The following is a 16,074-nucleotide window of genomic DNA, read 5'->3' as shown; positions in this document are numbered from 1 at the left end:
CACGCTGTTGAGTTCTCAAGGAACGGACGCTTCCTTCGGACCGCCTTCCAGCGGACCCTCCGGGCTTCGTTCTTTCGTGTTTCCAGCTTATCAGACGCTTTCCGCTCCGTTTTCCGGAGTTTCATTCATCGGATTCGCTTTCCGCCTTGCCGCCCCGGTCTCCCGCGGCGACTCCGGAACTGTACGGGGACCGGCCCGCCACATGCAAATCGTCCCGCCCCGCTGACGCGGGACGGGACGATCCGTGGTTCGGGCACCGTCAGGCGCGGCCCATCTCCTCGGCGATGGCCGCCGCGAAGGCGTCGATGTCGGCCTCCGTGGTGTCGAAGGCGCACATCCAGCGGACCTCGCCGGTGTGCTCGTTCCAGAAGTAGAAGCGGTAGCGCTTCTGGAGCCGCTCGCTCACCTCGCGCGGGAGGATCGCGAACACCGCGTTCGCCTGGACCGGGCGGACCACCTCGACGCCGTCGATCTTCCGGACCGCTGCCTCCAGGCGGCTGGCCATCGCGTTGGCGTGGCCGGCGTTGCGGAGGTAGAGGTCGCCGGAGAGCAGCGCCTCGAACTGGACCGAGACGAAGCGCATCTTCGACGCGAGCTGCATCGAGGTCTTGCGCAGGTACTTGATGTTGCGCACCCGCTCCGGGTTGAGCACCACCACGACCTCGCCGAACAGCAGGCCGTTCTTCGTCCCGCCGAAGGAGAGCACGTCGACACCGACGTCGGTGGTGAAGTCGCGCAGCGGCAGGCCGAGCGAGGCGGCGGCGTTGGCCAGTCGGGAGCCGTCCACGTGGACGAGCATGCCCAGCTGGTGGGCGTGCTCGGTGATCGCGCGGATCTCGTCGGGGGTGTAGAGGGTGCCGAGCTCGGTGCTCTGGGTGATGGAGACCGCGAGCGGCTGCGCGCGGTGCTCGTCGCCGAAGCCCCAGGCCTGCTGGTCGAGCAGCTCGGGGGTGAGCTTGCCGTCCGGAGTGGGGACGGTGAGCAGCTTGATGCCGCCCATCTTCTCCGGGGCGCCGCCCTCGTCGACGTGGATGTGGGCCGACTCCGCGCAGACCACCGCGCCCCAGCGCGGGAGCAGCGACTGGAGGGCGACCACATTGGCGCCGGTGCCGTTGAAGACGGGGTAGGCCTCCGCCTTCTCGCCGAAGTGGCGGCGGAAGACGTCCTGGAGGTGGGCCGTGTAGTCGTCCTCGCCGTAGGCGATCTGGTGACCGCCGTTGGCGAGGGCTATCGCGGCGAGGACCTCCGGGTGCACGCCGGCGTAGTTGTCGCTGGCGAAGCCGCGGACGGCGGGGTCGTGCCGCCGTACCGCGTCCGTACGGGTGAGGTCGGTCATCGGGCTGTCAGCCACAGGTGCTGTCCGTTCAGTTCTGCTGCGGGGCGGTCCCAGAGGCCCGCCAGGTGGCCGGCGAGGTCGGTGGTGTCCGTGAAGCCGGCGAACTTCGCCTCCGGCTTCTCGGCCCGCATTTCGGGGCTGACCAGCGCCTTGATGACCAGGATCGCAGCCGCGGCGGTGGGCTCGCCGTCGGGGTCGGTGGTCTCCTTCTTGAAGGAGTCCGCCATGGCGAGGGTCCACGCCTCGGTGGCGGCCTTGGCGGCCGCGTAGGCGGCGCCGCCGGCGGTGGGCTTGTGCGCGGCCGCGGCGGAGATCATCGCGTAGCGGCCGGCGGTGCTGCGGACCAGCGCGGGCTGGAAGGCCAGCGAGGTGTGCTGGAGGGTCCGCACGACGGTGTCGTGCAGGAAGTCCCAGTCGTCCAGCCGGGTGTCGAAGAAGGTCTTGCTGCCGCGCCAGCCGCCGACCAGGTGGAACAGGCCGTCGACGTGGCCGTGCTCCGACTCCAGGTGGTCGGCCCAGTCGTGGACCTCCTGCGGGTCGAGCAGGTCGATCACCTGGCCGCTGACCTTGGCGCCGCGGACGGCCACCCGGGTGGCGTCCAGGGCGGACTCCAGGCGCTGGGCGTCGATGTCGGCGCCGATCACGGTGGCACCGTCGGCGGTGAGGCGGCGCAGCACGGCGCGGCCGGCCGGGCCGCTGGCTCCGGCGACGGCGATGACCTTGCCGGCCAGCGGGGCGTTGGTGGAGGTGGTCACGCGGCGGCTCCCTGGATCCCGGCGCCGGTGATGCCGGCGGTGGCGGCGATGACGCCGCTCAGCTTCTTGTTGAGGGCTTCGTAGAACATGCTCAGCGGGAACTCGTCCGGGAGCACGGCGTCGCACAGGGCCTTGTTGAGGGCCTTGCCGTCGGTGATGTCGAGCGGCAGCGCCTCGGAGCCCTTCGCCCAGGTGGAGGCCGGGTGCGGGGTGAGGTAGCGGGAGACCAGCTCGTAGGCGGCGATCCAGTGGGCCGGCTTCGGCCGGTCGATGCCGTCGCGGTAGAGGGTCTCGATCTCGGCGCAGAGCGCGTTGGTGACCTGCGGGGCGCGCTCCCAGTCGATGCTGAGGCGGTTGTCGCGCCAGCGCAGCGCGTCATGCTTGTGCAGGTAGGCGAAGAGCAGCTGGCCGCCCATGCCGTCGTAGTTGCGCACCCGGTCTCCGGAGACCGGGAAGCGGAACAGGCGGTCGAAGAGGATCGCGTACTGGACGTCGCGGGCGTGCCGGTTGCCCTCGGTCTCCAGCTTCACCGCCTCCTTGAAGGTGGTGAGGTCGCAGCGGAGCTCCTCCAGGCCGTACATCCAGAACGGGCTGCGCTGCTTGATCATGAAGGGGTCGAACGGCAGGTCGCCGTGGCTGTGGGTGCGGTCGTGGACCAGGTCCCACAGGACGAAGGTCTCCTGCGCGCGCTGCTGGTCCTGGAGCAGGCCCTCGGCGTCGGCCGGGATCTCCAGGCCGAGCTGCTGGACGGCGCTGCTGGAGACGGCGCGGAAGCGGGCGGCCTCGCGGTCGCAGAAGATGCCGCCCCAGGTGAAACGCTCCGGCGCCTTGCGCACGGAGACCGTCTCGGGGAAGAGCACGGCGGAGTTGGTGTCGTAGCCGGCGGTGAAGTCCGTGAAGGTGATCGGCACGAACATCGGGTTGTCGAAGCGGGTGCGCTCCAGCTCTGCCAGCCAGTCGGGCCACACGACGCTCAGCAGGACGGCTTCCAGGTTGCGGTCCGGGTTGCCGTTCTGGGTGTACATCGGGAAGACGACCAGGTGCTCCAGCCCGTCCTCGCGCTGGTCGGCGGGGTGGAAGGCGAGCAGCGAGTCCAGGAAGTCGGGCTCGCGGTAGCCGGTGTCGGCCCACTTGGCGAGGTCCGCGTCGACGGTGGCCAGGTAGGCGGCGTCGTGCGGGAAGTGCGGAGCGAGCTCCTGGACGGCGGCGCGGACGGTGGCGACCAGCGGGTCGACCGTGTGCCGCTGGACGGCGGCCAGGTCGATCGAGCCGTCCTTCGACTGGAGCGGGCGCAGCGTCTCGACGGCCTCCTTCAGGCGCAGCCAGGCCGGGTGGCCGGCGAGGGTCGAGACCGGGGCGTCGGCCGCCACAGCGAGCCTTGGCGAAAGATTCTGCATCGTGGACTCACTTCGACAGGAGTTATTTCAACGGGGACACCATAAGTACGAAAGGTTCTCCTGTTCAAGAGGGCCAGGACCGGCAAAGCTCCGGTGCACCGCCCCTCCGGCGCCCAAACCTTCGACGGGAGGCGGGTTGTCCGGCATGTGGACAGTGATCTGGATGTTCTGGACAGATGCGCTGTTCTGATGCGAACCTCCCCGCATGCTCCCGGCGGTGATCACGGTGGCCGAACGCCACGACAGCCCCTTCCGGGCGCCCTCCCGTCGGCACGTCTGCCGTCGCTGTCGCGCGCGCGGCCTGAGCTGCCGCTGTCGCCGCTGCTGTTGACCGGCCTGCCGCCGCCCCGGCTGCTGCCGATCCGGCTCGGGGGGCGCCGCGGACGCGGGCCCGTACGCCGACCATGCCGCGTGTGTTCCGGCGCCGCCACCGGGGGGAAGTGACCCGCCGGGACGCGGGCCGCCCGTCGCGCCCTCCCGCGCCCCTCCTCGTTCCCCCCGTCCCGCCGGTCCTTCCCTGGAGCCCCGTCATGACCCTCCGCAAGCCCTCCGCCGTACTGCCCATCGCCGCGCTGGTCGCCGCCGCGGCCGTGCTGACCGCCTGCGCGCCGCAGGACTCGAAGTCCGACACCGCCTCGGGCGCGGCCGGGACGGCGGCGGGCTGCGCGCCGGGGGCGCTGGCCACGCGCACCGCCGGAACGCTGACCGTCGGCACCGACAAGCCCGCGTACGACCCGTGGTTCTCCGACGACAAGCCGGAGAACGGCAAGGGCTTCGAGTCCGCCGTGGCCTACGCGGTCGCCGAGAAGCTCGGCTACCCGAAGGAGAAGGTCGGCTGGGTGGTCGCGCCGTTCAACAAGGCGACCTCCCCCGGCGCCAAGGACTTCGACTTCGACATCAACCAGGTGTCCGTCAGCGACGAGCGCAAGCAGGCCGTGGACTTCTCATCCGGCTACTACGACGTGCGCCAGACCGTCATCGCGCTGAAGAACTCCAAGGCGGCGGGCGCCAGGAGCATCGCCGACCTCAAGGGCGCCAAGCTCGGCGCGCAGGTCGGCACCACGAGCCTGGACACCATCACCAACACCATCAAGCCGAGCACCCAGCCGGCCGTCTTCGACTCCAACGACCTGGCCAAGGCCGCGCTGAAGAACGGCCAGATCGACGCCCTGGTGGTGGACCTGCCGACCGCCTTCTACATCACCGGCGCCGAGGTCCCGGAGGCCCAGGTGGTCGGCCAGTTCGAGGCCGCCGCGCAGGCCGAGCAGTTCGGTCTGGTGCTGGACAAGGGCTCCAAGCTGACCGGCTGCGTCTCCCAGGCCGTGGACGCGCTGCGCGCCGACGGCACGCTGGCGAAGCTGGAGAAGCAGTGGCTGTCCGACGCCGTCTCGGCACCGGTGCTGAAGTGAGCGCTGACCTGAGCCCCGGGCCGGGCGGGGAGGCGCCGGGCCTGGAGGCACCGGGTGGGAAGGCGCCGGGCGCCGCCGGTCCGGCGGAGCTCACCAAGGCGCCGGCGCCGCGCACCGCACGGCCGACCGGGGCGCCGGCGACGGAGGACGACTACCGCCCGTCCGAGCGGCGGCTGGCGCACGAGGCGTACCGGCGGTCCCGGGCCCGCCGCTCGGCGCTGATCGCCACCGGCTCGACCCTGGCCACGGCCGTCGTGCTCTACCTCCTGATCGTCAACTCCCCCGGGTGGGAGGTGACTCGGCGGACCTTCTTCAACCTCGACTACGCCCGTCAGGCGCTGCCCGAGGTCCTGAAGGGACTGCGGCTGAACCTGGAGCTGATGCTCGGCTGCGGGGCGCTGATCCTGCTGTTCGGGCTGCTGCTGGCGGTGCTGCGGACGCTGCGCGGTCCGGTCTTCCTGCCGGTACGGCTGTTGGCCACCGCGTACGTGGACTTCTTCCTCGGGCTGCCGATGATCATCTGCCTGCTGGTGATGATCACCGGAGTGCCGGCGCTGCGGCTGACCGGGGTGACCACCGATCCGCTGCTGCTGGGCGGGGCCGCCCTGGTGCTGACCTACTCGGCGTACGTTTCGGAGGTGTTCCGCTCCGGCATCGAGTCGGTGCACCCGAGCCAGCGGGCCGCGGCGCGGTCGCTGGGGCTGACCAACGCGCAGGCGATGCGGTACGTGGTGCTGCCGCAGGCCGTCCGCCGGGTCGTGCCGCCGCTGCTCAACAACCTGGTGAGCCTCCAGAAGGACACCGGGCTGGTCTCGATCGGCGGCGCGATCGACGCGGTGTACGCGGCGAAGATCATCGCGGCTCGCTCCTTCAACTTCACGCCGTACCTGGTGGCGGGGCTGGTGTTCATCGTGCTGACCATTCCGCTGACCCGGTTCGCCGACTGGCTGACCGCCCGGATGAACCGCCGCCAGCTCCAGGGAGGTGCGGTGTGACGTCGAGCGACGTGCTCCGGTTGGAGTCGGTGCGCAAGACCTTCGGCGGCCAGGTGGTGCTGCGCGACGTGGACCTCGCCGTGGCCGAGCACTCGGTGACGGCGCTGATCGGGGCCTCCGGCTCCGGCAAGTCCACGCTGATGCGCTGCGTCAACCTGCTGGAGGGGATCGACGACGGGGCGATCTTCCTGGACGGCGAGGAGATCACCGATCCGCGCGCGGACGAGGACGCCGTGCGGCGCCGGATCGGCGTGGTGTTCCAGTCGTACAACCTGTTCCCGCATCTGACGGTGCTGGAGAACATCACGCTCGCCCCGCGCCGGGTGCACCGCGTCGCCAGGGCCGAGGCACGGACCCGGGCGCTGGAACTGCTCGACCGGCTCGGGCTGGCGGCCAAGGCCGAGGAGTACCCGGACCGGCTCTCCGGCGGGCAGCAGCAGCGGGTCGCCATCGTGCGCGCGCTGGCCACCGGGCCGCGGCTGCTGCTCCTCGACGAGATCACCGCGGCGCTCGACCCGGTGCTGGTCGGCGAGGTGCTGTCGGTGGTGCGGGACCTCAAGGAACAGGGGATGACGATGGTCCTCTCCACCCACGAGATGGGCTTCGCCCGTGAGGTCGCCGACCAGGTCTGCTTCCTGGACGGCGGGGTGGTGCTCGAACAGGGGCCGCCGGAGCAGGTGTTCGGCGATCCGCAGGAGGAGCGGACGCGGCAGTTCCTCAGCCGGGTGGTCGCCTCGGGTCGGCTCCAGGGCTGAGCGCCCCCGCCTGATGGCGGCCGGGTGGGCGGTCCGCTCGGCCGGGGAGTGCGACCAGGCGTGCGACGGGTGCGCGACGAGTATGCGACGGGTGCGCGGCCAGGGCTTTCGCAACGACGGGCACCACTGTGCGCCCCTGTACGCGCCCTGGCCGCGCCCGGCCGGGTGCGGTGATCGTGGACCGGACGTCCGTCGCCGCGCACGGGGGCGGCGAACAGATGACAGCTCACGGATGACAGATGACAGCCGACAGATTTCATCATCTGTTCGCTGTCATCTGTCCGCCGACCGCTGTTCGCTGTCCCCTGTTCGCCGCCCCCGGCGCCCACCGCCCCGGGAGGCCGCCGTTGCACGGACCCACCCTGGTCAACTGGCTCCTCGCCCTCCTCGCCACCGGCGCCGGCACGTCCTGTCTGGTCCGGCTGCGCCGCTCCCCCTGCACCCCGGGCGGTGCGCACCGGCCGCTCGCCCGCGAGTCCGACGCCGCCGAGGCCCTGATGGGGTTGGGCATGGCCGCGATGGCCGTCACCGGCGCCACCGTCCCGCCCGCCGTGTGGGCCGGGCTCTTCGGTCTCCCCGCCACCGCCTTCCTGCTCGCCGCCGCCCACGCCCCGGCCGGCCGGGCGCACCGGCTGCACCACGCGATCGGCGCGCTCGCCATGACGTACATGGCCCTCGCGATGGCGTCCACCTCCGGTCACGGCCACCACCGGGCCGCCGCCCTGGGCCTTCCACTGCTGACCGGGGTGCTCCTCCTCTACTTCGCCGCGTACACCGTCTGGACCGGCAGCCGGCTGCTGCGCACTCCGGCGGGCACCCTCGCGGTCGGCACCGCCGGGCTGCCGCAGGCCTGCCGACTGACCATGGGCATCGGCATGTTCGCCATGCTCCTGACCATGTGACGACCCGCGGGACACCCTCCCGGCACCCCGGAGCCGCCGCCCGCCACGCCGAAGCCCCCTGCCCCTGCCCCCTCCACGCCAAAGCCCCCGTCCGAGCGTGGCGTTGGTCACTGGCCGGTCGAAAGCCGTTCCACCGGGCGTCGCCAGCGCATAGGTTGGCAGGGAGCGCGTTGTCGCGTTCCGTGCGTACTCGGGGAGCCCATCGATGCCTGCCCTGATCGGCCTGCTGCTGCTCGGCCTGCTGCTCTCGACCCTCGTGCCCCGGCTGCTGGCCCGGGCCCGCTGGGCGGAGCGCGAACCGGTGCTGGCGCTGCTGGTGTGGCAGTGCCTGGTGGTGGCCGTTCTGCTCTGCTGCGCGCTGGGCCTCCTCCTGGCGGCCTCCGCCGCCCTGCCGGAGCTGCGCTCGCTGGTGTTCGCGGGCGCGCCGCACGGCGTGGAGGCGGCGTACGGCCTCCAGGAGGCCGAGGGCTGGGGCCGGCTGTGCGCCGCGGTGCTGGCCGCGGGCGGGGTGCAGACGGTGCTGGCGCTGACCCGGGAGGTTCGTACGGCGAAGGCGGTGCGCAATCGCCGGCACGCCCAACTGGCAAACCGGGCACCGGAGTTGCCCGACACCATCGAGACCGCCCGGAGCCGCCGGGAACGGCTGGTGGTCCTGGAGAACGTCCGTCCGGAGGCCTGGTCGCTGCCCGGCCCGGACTCCCGGCTGGTGGTCACCACCGGCGCCCTCCAGCAGCTGACCGACCGGGAGCTGGCCGCCGTGCTGAGCCATGAGCGCGGTCACGTCCGGGCCCGGCACCACTGGCTCCAGCAGTTCGCCCAGGCGCTCGCCTCGGGCTTCCCCGGGGTCGGCGTGTTCAGCGCCTTCCGGAACCAGGTGGCGGAGCTGGTCGAACTGGCCGCCGACGACCGGGCCGCCCGTCGGCACGGCCGGCACACCACCGCCCTCGCGCTGGCCGAACTCAACCTGGACCGCGGGGTGTTCGGCTCCTGCCCGCCCGGCCTGGCGCAGTCCCCGAAGCGGGTGGACCGACTGCTCGCGGGCCGTCCGCGGCTCTCCGTCCCGCACCGGCTGCGGCTCACCGTCGCGGCGCTCGCCGCGCCCGCCGTGGTCGTGCTGCTGGCCGCGGCACCGGGGCTGCACTCCCTGCTGTGAGGTCGACACCGCACCCGGTCGGCACTTCTGACGGAGCGTCAGCCGGAGGCTGATCCGCCGGCCGGGCCGGGACCGTCGCCGAGGGCCTGCTCCAGCACCCGGCGGTGGAGCGGCCTGGCCTGCTCGTAGCGCTCCCGACCGGCCTCGGTGAGGGTGAGCTGGACGCCCCGGCGGTCGCTCTCGCACATCGCCCGGGTGACCAGTCCGGCCTTCTCCAGGCGGGCGATCAACCGCGAGAGCGCGCTCTGACTCAGATGGACGGTGTGGGCCAGCTCGCTCACCCGCACCGCCTGGCCCCCACCGCCCCCGCAGTTCTCGACGAGACGCTCCAGCACCTCGAACTCGCTCATGCCCAGCCCGTACCGGTCGCCCAGCTCGCGGTCGAGGGCACAGGCCGCGGCGGCATGCCGGGCCAGCAGTTCGCGCCACTGCGCGACGAGACCGGCCTCCGCCGGGGAGTCGAGTTCAGCCACGCCGCCACCCTAGCACGTGCATCGACAATTAATGCGTTCACATTTAATTCATTTGCATTGAATGCATGTGCATGTACTGTCCTCCCCATGACCACCGCGACCGTCACGTCACCCGACGCCCCGTCAACCAGCGGGCCGCACTGGACTCCCCGCCTCTGGGGCACCCTGATCGTGCTCTGCGCCGCCATGTTCCTGGACGCCCTGGACGTCTCCATGGTGGGCGTCGCCCTTCCGTCCATCGGCTCCGACCTGCACTTGTCCACCTCCACCCTGCAGTGGGTGGTCTCCGGCTACGTCCTCGGCTACGGCGGCCTGCTGCTGCTCGGCGGGCGCGCCGCCGACCTGCTCGGGCGCCGCCGGGTGTTCCTGGTCGCCCTGGGCGTCTTCGCCGCCGCATCGCTGGTCGGCGGCCTGGTCGACGACGGCGGCCTGCTGATCGCGGCTCGCTTCCTCAAGGGCGTCAGCGCCGCCTTCACCGCCCCGGCCGGCCTGTCGATCATCACCACGACCTTCGCGGAGGGTCCCGCCCGCAACCGCGCGCTGTCGATCTACACCACCTGCGGCGCCAGCGGCTTCTCGCTCGGCCTGGTGCTCAGCGGCCTGCTCACCTCGGTCGGCTGGCGCTGGACCTTCCTGATGCCCGTCCCGGTCGCACTGCTCGCCCTGCTCTTCGCCGTCCGGCTGCTCCCCCGCCCGGTCGAGGAGCGCGCCCAGGGCGGCTACGACGTCCTCGGCGCGATCACCGGCACGGCGACCGTCCTGCTGCTGGTCTTCACCGTGACCGAGGCCCAGGGCGCCGGCTGGCTGAGCCCGCGCACCCTCGGCTCGCTGCTGGTCGTCGCCGTGCTGGCCGCCGCCTTCCTGCGGGTGGAGAGCCGCGCCGCGCACCCGCTGGTGCGGCTCGGCATCTTCCGCAACGGCTCGGTCGCCCGGGCCAACGTGGTCGCCTTCGCGATGACCGGCGCGTACGGCGGGTTCCAGTTCGTGGTCACCCTCTACCTCCAGCACCTGCTCGGCTGGTCGGCCCTGGAGATGGCGCTCGGGCTGCTGCCCGCCGCGGCCCTCATCGCGCTCTCGGCGCCGTTCATGGGCCCGATCGTGGACCGTTTCGGCACCGGGCGGCTGCTGCCGATCGGCCTGGCCTCACTGGTCGCCGCCTTCGCCCTGTTCCTGCGGCTGGACGAGCACAGCTCGTACCCGGGCCTGGTGCTGCCCTCGATGCTGCTGCTCGGTGTGGGATTCGCGTTCGCCTTCCCCTCGGTGAACATCGCCGCCACCGACGGCGTGGGCGACGAGGAGCAGGGGCTGGCCTCGGGTCTGGTGAACACCGCGATCCAGGTCGGCACCGCGGTGGTCCTCGCCGGGGCGACCGCGATGATCACGGCCGGCAGCGCGGGCGGCGACAGCCCGCAGGCCCAGCTGGACGGCTACCGGCCGGCGCTGCTGTTCGTCACGGTGGTCGCGGTGGTCGGCCTGGTGGTCGCGACGGCGGGCGCCCTGGTGGACCGGCGTCGCAAGGCGGTTCCCGCACCCGCGCCGGATCGTGACGAGCCGACGGTCGGGTCGACCGCGGCCCGGGCCGACGTCCTGGCCGGGCGCTGACCCCCGGACCCCGCCCGTGACCGGCCTCCGCGCCGTCGGGCCATGGCGCCGGCTCCACCAAACCCCCGTGTCGGTGGAGCCGGCCGTCTTCGTGGCGGCCGCCCGGGCAGTGCCCGCCGGGGCACGGTATCCCGGTGCGGCTGTCGGCTCCACAAGTATATTGGCCCGGAGCCAACGAACGTTCGGAGCAGACACGATGGCACCTCGCGGGGATTCGGTCAATGAGGAGATGCGGCAACGCTCCCGCCGGCGGATCATGCGGGCCACCGTCGAGCTGGTTGACCAGTGCGGTTACGCGGGCACCACGCTCACGGACATCGCCGAGCGGGCCGGCCTCGCCCGCGGCCTGCTCTCGTACTACTTCGACGGCAAACGGCTGCTCATGCAGTCCGCGACGCACCGGATGATGCACCAGTCACTGGCCGCCACGCTGGCGGAACTGGCTCCCGGGGCCTCCCCCGACGCACGGCTGGCCGGGGCGATCGACACCGTGCTCGGCCTGGCGATGGACCACCCCCGGGTGATGCGCTCGCACCTGGCGCTGATCCTCGACCCGGACAACGGCGCCTTCGTCCAGGACCCGGAGCAGCAGCAGCTCGGCGCCATCCTCCAGGGACTGCTGCGGGACTGGGGCGCGCCCGACCCGGTCGCCGAGCACGCGGTGCTGCGCAGTGCGCTGATGGGCGGCTGCATCGGGGTGCTGCTGCCGGGCGCCGAGAGCCCGCTGGCCCTGATCCGCGCCGACCTCTTCGGCCGCTACGACCTGGCCTGGGAACTGGGCCGCCCGCCGCAGCAGTCCCCGCCGGAACGCGAACGGCCGCCGGCCCGCGGCTGACGGCGGGCGGGCGGCCTGGTGACCGGCTGCCGGGGGGCCTCGCGAGGGAGGGAGCTCACAGGCCCCGGACGGCAGCGGCTCAGCGTTCCTTCAGGATCGAGGCGAGCAGGTCAATCGTGCGTTCCGGCGTGAGGCTGTCCACGCAGAGCCGCTCCATGACCTGGATGTAGGCGTCGACGTCGTCGCGCTTGTCCAGGTAGAGCGCGCTGGTGAGCTGCTCCAGGTAGACCACGTCCGCGAGGTCCTGCTCCGGGAAGCGCAGGATCGTGAACGCCCCGGACTCGCCCGCGTGCGCGCCGAACCGGAACGGCATGACCTGGATCACCACGTTGGCCTGCTCGGCGACGTCGATCAGGTACTGCACCTGACCGCGCATCACCTTGGGCCCGCCGACCGGCCGGCGCAGCGCCGCCTCGTCGATGACGGCCCACAGGCGCGGGCTGGCGCCCTCGGCCAGCAGCTTCTGACGGCGCAGCCGCAGGCTGACCCGTCGCTCGACCTCCTCCTCGCTGATGACCGGCCGGCTCTGTCCGAAAACCGCCCGTGCGTACTCCTCGGACTGGAGCAGCCCGGGGATGAACTGCACCTCGTAGGTGCGGATCAGCTGGGCGGCCTCCTCCAGGCCGACGTAGGTCTGGAACCAGCCCGGCAGCACGTCGTTGAAGCTGTGCCACCAGCCGGACTTGTTGGCCTCGCGGACGAGGCCGAGCAGGGCTTCCCGCTCGATGCCGTCGTCCACGCCGTACAGACTGAGCAGGTCGGCGACGTCGCGCTCCTTGAAGCTGACGCGGCCGAGTTCCATGCGGCTGATCTTGGACTCGGAGGCCCGGATCGCGTAGCCCGCGTCCTCGCGGGTGATGCCGCGCGCCTCACGCAGGCGGCGCAGCTGCGAGCCGAGGAGGATCCGGCGGACCATCGAGCCGCCGCCCGGCTGAACTGTGGTCATGCGGTCGAAACCTCCACCTAGGGCAAACAGCGCACAGTCTGCCATCAGTTGAGCGCTCACGGTGCCGATACTGACGGATGTTCCTATCAGTTCCGCACTCCACGCACCAGGATGCACGTGCATCCGGCGCTTGCATATGCCAATAGTGCGACTGCACGTGAATCGACTCTTGCATCTGCAGTGAGCGCACACCACCATGGTGCACGTGCACCTGCACATCCCTGGCAATCCCGCGGGCTCCGTGTCGACCCCACGCGCGACTCCGTGCACCGACCCGACGACGTCCCCCGCGTCATCGGGCGTTCGAGTGCGCGCGCGCCTGGTCGAGGGGGCGGCCGAGCGGCCGAGCGAGTCGGAGGTGACCGGCATGACCCCGGCGGGTCCAGCCGTGTCCGCCCCCTTATGGGAGGAGCTCTTCATGAGCACCGGTACGGCTTTGGCGGTTGACCCCCTTGTGGTCACCTGTACGCTCGCTCCTCGCTTCGAAGCCGTCAGAACCGCGCGCGACTTCGCTCGGAGCACGCTCCAGCACTGGGGCCTGACGGAGCTGTTCGACGACGTCGCGCTGGTGGCCTCGGAACTCGTGACCAACGCGCTCCGGCATGCGATCGGCGCACGGCCCGACCCGTCGGGCGGCACCCAGGGCGAGTACGACTTCCCGATACAGCCGACCCCGGACGGCCGGCTCCCGATCCGAATAAGCCTGGTGCACCGCGCACCCCAGGTGGTCTGCGCGGTGAGCGATCCGAGCAGCATCGGCCCGATCGCCCGGGAGGCCGACTTCGTCGCCGAATCCGGCCGCGGGCTGCACCTGGTGGAGTCGTTCAGCCGCTCCTGGGGCTGGCACCCGCTGGGCAGCGGCAAGGTGGTCTGGGCGATGTTCGAGGCGGAGACGATCGCCGGCTCCCCGCTGGACGGGCGCCCCGGACTCGGCGGCCGCTCACCGCTCGACGGCCCCGTCGAGATCGGCGGACGGCATCGGCGCTCGGCCTAGGACGGGCCGTGCGCCCCGACCGGGCTCCCGACCCGAACGGATCCCCCGACCCGAGCGGGCCGCGCGCCCAGGACGGACCATGCGCCGGGCGGCGCACGGCCGGTCGACGGAAGCCCCGGGAGGACCGCACCCCGGGCCCTTCCACCCGGCCCCGCCGAGGACTTCCGGTCCAGTGCGGACACCTCCGGAGCGGACGCGCCCGAAGCGGAGACCGCCGGCGAAGAGGCCCCCGGAAGAGACAAAGACAAAGGCCGTCGTGGTGTCGGCACCCACGACGGCCCCCCGATGATGGAGCACGGCGGTCGGTCAGACCGCCAGGTGGTCGAACTCCCCGTCCTTGGCCCCCAGCAGCAGGGCGGCGATCTCGGCCCGGGTGTAGATGAGGGCCGGGCCGTCCGGGAACCGCGAGTTGCGCATCGCCACATCGCCGCCGGGCAGGGCCGCGAACTCGACGCAGTTGCCCTGGGAGTTGCTGTGCCGGCTCTTCTGCCAGACCACCCCCTGGAGATCGGCGGCGGCCATCCCGTTGTAGGTGTCGTACGAGCCGTGCGTGTCCTGCGAGTCGTGCATAGAAATCTCCCGAAGAGCTTCCGGAGTTGTCGTCCAGCGCGGCGCCCCCGGCACCGTCGAAACGAACGGACCGGCCCCGTACCGGTCCGGCACAACGCCTCACTTGACGCGATGATAGCCGCAGTGCACGTGCATCAGCACGGGACGTTGCAGGTGCACGTGGCCTTTTGTCCGCAGCCGCGAACTCTTCACGGACCCTTCTCCTGACGGTACGTAAACGGACATAGCCGATGAATCGTCGGGCGCGCGATAACCGGCCGTGAGCGCCTCCCCGCTGAATGTTGATCTTCGAATGCCGGGAGTCGCACCCCCGTGACCCTCCGTCAAACCATCCTCATGCTGTGAGACATCTCACGCGCCCCAGGTGCAACGCCGGCCCCCTCGGGTCGCGTCGAGGCAACCACCGGCGGTCGCGCGGGGATTGGGAGCGGAATGTCCGGATTGTAGGCAAAGTGCCCGGACCGGCGCCGGAGACGCACCGGGCTCCGGACCGCGACCGCGTGAAACCCACGCGGCAGCCGACTGCAAGCCGGACGGGCAGATGTCCTACGATCTCCGGCATGAGCACCGCAGCCATCCCGGGCGCGCCACTGCCCGTCCGTACTCCAGGCTCCCGTGCGCGGGGGCGCCACCGTCGTCCCGAGCGCCCCGAGATCCCGGCCGGCGCCCCGGCCCTGGTGCTCGCCGTGCCCGCGACCGCCGGGCCCGAGTCCCGCTCGGTCGTCGAGGAGTTGCTCTCGATCGTCCGCACCGAGCAGAACGGCGTCCGGACCGCGGTCGGCTACCTGCCGGGCAACGGCGGCGAGGGCGCGGGCGGCGAGGACCGCACCGTGGCCGAGCTGCTGGCCATGGCGGCCGAGGCCGGGCTGCCGACGCCCGTCCTGGTCCCGCTGGTGCCCGGCCCGCACACCTTCCTGACCGAGCTTCACGCGCTCGCCGCCGAGTACGGCGCGCCCGTCACCGACCCGCTGGGCCCGCACCCGCTGCTGGCCGAGGCCGTGCACGTCCGGCTGTCCGAGGCCGGGCTGGCCCGGGCCGACCGCGCCCGGCTGTTCGCCATCGCGACCGCCGCGGACGGCGTGGTGCTGACCACCGTCGGCGGCGAGGACGCGGCCGCGGCGGCCGGCATCACCGGCGTGCTGCTGGCCGCCCGACTGGCCGTGCCGGTCGTCGCCGCCGCGCTCGACGTGCCCGGCTCGGTGGCCGCGGCCGTCAACCACCTCAGGGACACCGGCTCGCAGCGCCCGGCGCTGGCCCCGCTGGTGATCGGCCCGGAGGCGGACTCCGAGCTGCTCGCCACCGCCGCCGAGGAGACCGGCTGCCCGTCGGCCGCACCGCTGGGCTCGTACCCGTCGGTCGGCCAGCTGATCGCCTCCACCTACCTGGCGGCGCTGCCCGCGCCGTCCCCGGAGGACCTGGCACGGGCCGAGGCGGAGGCGGCGGCCGCCGCCGAGGCCGAGGGGGCCCTGGAGGGCGTCCGCGGCGCCCACGCGGCCTCCCAGGGGTCCGCAGGGCGGTAGTCGACGTCGCGCGCCGGTTCGCGCGCACCGAAGGGCCCGGAACGGCATGCGTTCCGGGCCCTTCGGTTTTGCTCCGCCCGCCCGTGGCCGTCCCGCGCGGAAGTCGGACGGCGGCGAAGTGGAATGTCCGTTCTGGCCTTTTTGAAAGGAAATAGGAAACGCGGTCGCGGGCACTCGCACCACAGCCGCCGCGGCATCCGCCGGGGCGCTCCGACCCGCGATTCGACGTGCCGTCACACCACTTCTGAAGCGCTGCCAGTTGTGGGCTTCCACAGCAGGGTTGCTTGAAAACGATCATTTACGATCATGTAGAGCGGCAATTTTGGCAGTTCCCACTAAACCGTGATGCGCATCACAGTCATTTGCAGTTTGAACTTAAGTCTGATTAACGTGCTCCCCGTTCGTGACCACACGAACCCGGTTCATCCGCGA

At 71.9% G+C, this 16,074-nt stretch carries 15 protein-coding genes; 9 read left to right on the top strand and 6 right to left on the bottom strand.

Translation table 11 applies throughout. The annotated features are described in order from the left end of the window. Positions 1–259 precede the first annotated feature (259 nt). The 3 genes from ACFVHV_RS05055 to ACFVHV_RS05045 are packed head-to-tail and all read right to left on the bottom strand — an operon-like array spanning position 260 to position 3,488. Positions 260–1,336, bottom strand: coding sequence for a low specificity L-threonine aldolase (locus ACFVHV_RS05055; protein WP_359914671.1), 1,077 nt, complete (start codon positions 1,334–1,336; stop codon positions 260–262). Next, positions 1,333–2,091 (bottom strand): SDR family NAD(P)-dependent oxidoreductase, encoded by a 759-nt coding sequence (locus ACFVHV_RS05050; RefSeq protein ID WP_359914666.1) that lies wholly within the window; start codon positions 2,089–2,091, stop codon positions 1,333–1,335. Before ACFVHV_RS05050 ends, ACFVHV_RS05055 begins: the two co-directional genes overlap by 4 nt. Beyond that, the gene (locus ACFVHV_RS05045; RefSeq protein ID WP_359914663.1) at positions 2,088–3,488 is read right to left on the bottom strand and encodes a DUF6421 family protein; all 1,401 of its coding nucleotides are present in this window, start codon (positions 3,486–3,488) and stop codon (positions 2,088–2,090) included. Before ACFVHV_RS05045 ends, ACFVHV_RS05050 begins: the two co-directional genes overlap by 4 nt. A gap of 530 nt (positions 3,489–4,018) precedes the next feature. Here ACFVHV_RS05045 and ACFVHV_RS05040 point away from each other — a divergent pair. The 5 genes from ACFVHV_RS05040 (at position 4,019) to ACFVHV_RS05020 (ending at position 8,702) form a co-directional block, all read left to right on the top strand. Further along, positions 4,019–4,897 carry an ABC transporter substrate-binding protein gene (locus tag ACFVHV_RS05040; RefSeq protein ID WP_359914660.1) on the top strand — a complete coding sequence of 293 codons (879 nt, stop codon included), beginning with the start codon at positions 4,019–4,021 and terminating at the stop codon, positions 4,895–4,897. A gap of 173 nt (positions 4,898–5,070) precedes the next feature. After that, entirely contained in the window at positions 5,071–5,892 is an 822-nt protein-coding gene (locus ACFVHV_RS05035; RefSeq protein ID WP_380348849.1) for an amino acid ABC transporter permease, read from the top strand. Then, complete coding sequence (locus tag ACFVHV_RS05030) at positions 5,889–6,647, top strand: amino acid ABC transporter ATP-binding protein (protein WP_380348837.1); 759 nt, start codon at positions 5,889–5,891, stop codon at positions 6,645–6,647. Before ACFVHV_RS05035 ends, ACFVHV_RS05030 begins: the two co-directional genes overlap by 4 nt. A gap of 347 nt (positions 6,648–6,994) precedes the next feature. Next, entirely contained in the window at positions 6,995–7,549 is a 555-nt protein-coding gene (locus tag ACFVHV_RS05025) for a DUF5134 domain-containing protein (protein ID WP_359914655.1), read from the top strand. A gap of 205 nt (positions 7,550–7,754) precedes the next feature. Beyond that, positions 7,755–8,702, top strand: coding sequence for a M56 family metallopeptidase (locus tag ACFVHV_RS05020; protein ID WP_359914652.1), 948 nt, complete (start codon positions 7,755–7,757; stop codon positions 8,700–8,702). 38 nt (positions 8,703–8,740) lie between these two features. Here the strand turns inward: ACFVHV_RS05020 and ACFVHV_RS05015 are convergent, their stop codons facing one another. Then, positions 8,741–9,175, bottom strand: coding sequence for a MarR family transcriptional regulator (locus ACFVHV_RS05015; RefSeq protein WP_359914649.1), 435 nt, complete (start codon positions 9,173–9,175; stop codon positions 8,741–8,743). An 87-nt stretch (positions 9,176–9,262) separates the two neighbouring features. Between ACFVHV_RS05015 and ACFVHV_RS05010 the strand changes: the two genes are divergently transcribed. Further along, positions 9,263–10,777 carry an MFS transporter gene (locus tag ACFVHV_RS05010; RefSeq protein WP_380348834.1) on the top strand — a complete coding sequence of 505 codons (1,515 nt, stop codon included), beginning with the start codon at positions 9,263–9,265 and terminating at the stop codon, positions 10,775–10,777. A 229-nt stretch (positions 10,778–11,006) separates the two neighbouring features. Next, positions 11,007–11,612 (top strand): TetR/AcrR family transcriptional regulator, encoded by a 606-nt coding sequence (locus ACFVHV_RS05005; RefSeq protein ID WP_359914643.1) that lies wholly within the window; start codon positions 11,007–11,009, stop codon positions 11,610–11,612. 79 nt (positions 11,613–11,691) lie between these two features. On the opposite strand, the gene ACFVHV_RS05000 is transcribed toward ACFVHV_RS05005, so the two are convergent. Continuing rightward, on the bottom strand, positions 11,692–12,558 hold the full coding sequence (locus ACFVHV_RS05000) for a helix-turn-helix transcriptional regulator (protein WP_188297256.1): 867 nt from the start codon (positions 12,556–12,558) through the stop codon (positions 11,692–11,694). 418 nt (positions 12,559–12,976) lie between these two features. Here ACFVHV_RS05000 and ACFVHV_RS04995 point away from each other — a divergent pair, with 418 nt between their 5' ends. Beyond that, a complete protein-coding gene (locus ACFVHV_RS04995) occupies positions 12,977–13,552 on the top strand; it encodes an ATP-binding protein (RefSeq protein ID WP_380348832.1) in 576 nt (191 codons plus the stop codon). A 306-nt stretch (positions 13,553–13,858) separates the two neighbouring features. Here the strand turns inward: ACFVHV_RS04995 and ACFVHV_RS04990 are convergent, their stop codons facing one another. Next, positions 13,859–14,122, bottom strand: coding sequence for a DUF397 domain-containing protein (locus ACFVHV_RS04990; RefSeq protein WP_097235176.1), 264 nt, complete (start codon positions 14,120–14,122; stop codon positions 13,859–13,861). Positions 14,123–14,682: 560 nt separating this feature from the next. Between ACFVHV_RS04990 and ACFVHV_RS04985 the strand changes: the two genes are divergently transcribed. Then, the gene (locus ACFVHV_RS04985; RefSeq protein WP_380348829.1) at positions 14,683–15,642 is read left to right on the top strand and encodes a hypothetical protein; all 960 of its coding nucleotides are present in this window, start codon (positions 14,683–14,685) and stop codon (positions 15,640–15,642) included. Positions 15,643–16,074: the final 432 nt, after the last annotated feature.

Source organism: Kitasatospora sp. NPDC127116, assembly GCF_042677365.1.
Classification (GTDB): Bacteria; Actinomycetota; Actinomycetes; order Streptomycetales; family Streptomycetaceae; genus Kitasatospora; species Kitasatospora lactacystinica.
The sequence above is the reverse complement of the archived record's forward strand: the minus strand, read 5'-3'. Positions and strand labels throughout refer to the sequence as shown.

What these genes read in the sequence shown, in the direction of transcription:
- ACFVHV_RS05055 (WP_359914671.1), bottom strand. Translation starts at nt 1,336, where the DNA reads ATGACCGACCTCACCCGTACGGACGCGGTACGGCGGCACGACCCCGCC.
- ACFVHV_RS05045 (WP_359914663.1), bottom strand. Translation starts at nt 3,488, where the DNA reads ATGCAGAATCTTTCGCCAAGGCTCGCTGTGGCGGCCGACGCCCCGGTC.
- ACFVHV_RS05040 (WP_359914660.1), top strand. Translation starts at nt 4,019, where the DNA reads ATGACCCTCCGCAAGCCCTCCGCCGTACTGCCCATCGCCGCGCTGGTC.
- ACFVHV_RS05020 (WP_359914652.1), top strand. Translation starts at nt 7,755, where the DNA reads ATGCCTGCCCTGATCGGCCTGCTGCTGCTCGGCCTGCTGCTCTCGACC.
- ACFVHV_RS05010 (WP_380348834.1), top strand. Translation starts at nt 9,263, where the DNA reads ATGACCACCGCGACCGTCACGTCACCCGACGCCCCGTCAACCAGCGGG.
- ACFVHV_RS05005 (WP_359914643.1), top strand. Translation starts at nt 11,007, where the DNA reads ATGCGGCAACGCTCCCGCCGGCGGATCATGCGGGCCACCGTCGAGCTG.
- ACFVHV_RS05000 (WP_188297256.1), bottom strand. Translation starts at nt 12,558, where the DNA reads ATGACCACAGTTCAGCCGGGCGGCGGCTCGATGGTCCGCCGGATCCTC.
- ACFVHV_RS04995 (WP_380348832.1), top strand. Translation starts at nt 12,977, where the DNA reads ATGAGCACCGGTACGGCTTTGGCGGTTGACCCCCTTGTGGTCACCTGT.
- ACFVHV_RS04990 (WP_097235176.1), bottom strand. Translation starts at nt 14,122, where the DNA reads ATGCACGACTCGCAGGACACGCACGGCTCGTACGACACCTACAACGGG.
- ACFVHV_RS04985 (WP_380348829.1), top strand. Translation starts at nt 14,683, where the DNA reads ATGAGCACCGCAGCCATCCCGGGCGCGCCACTGCCCGTCCGTACTCCA.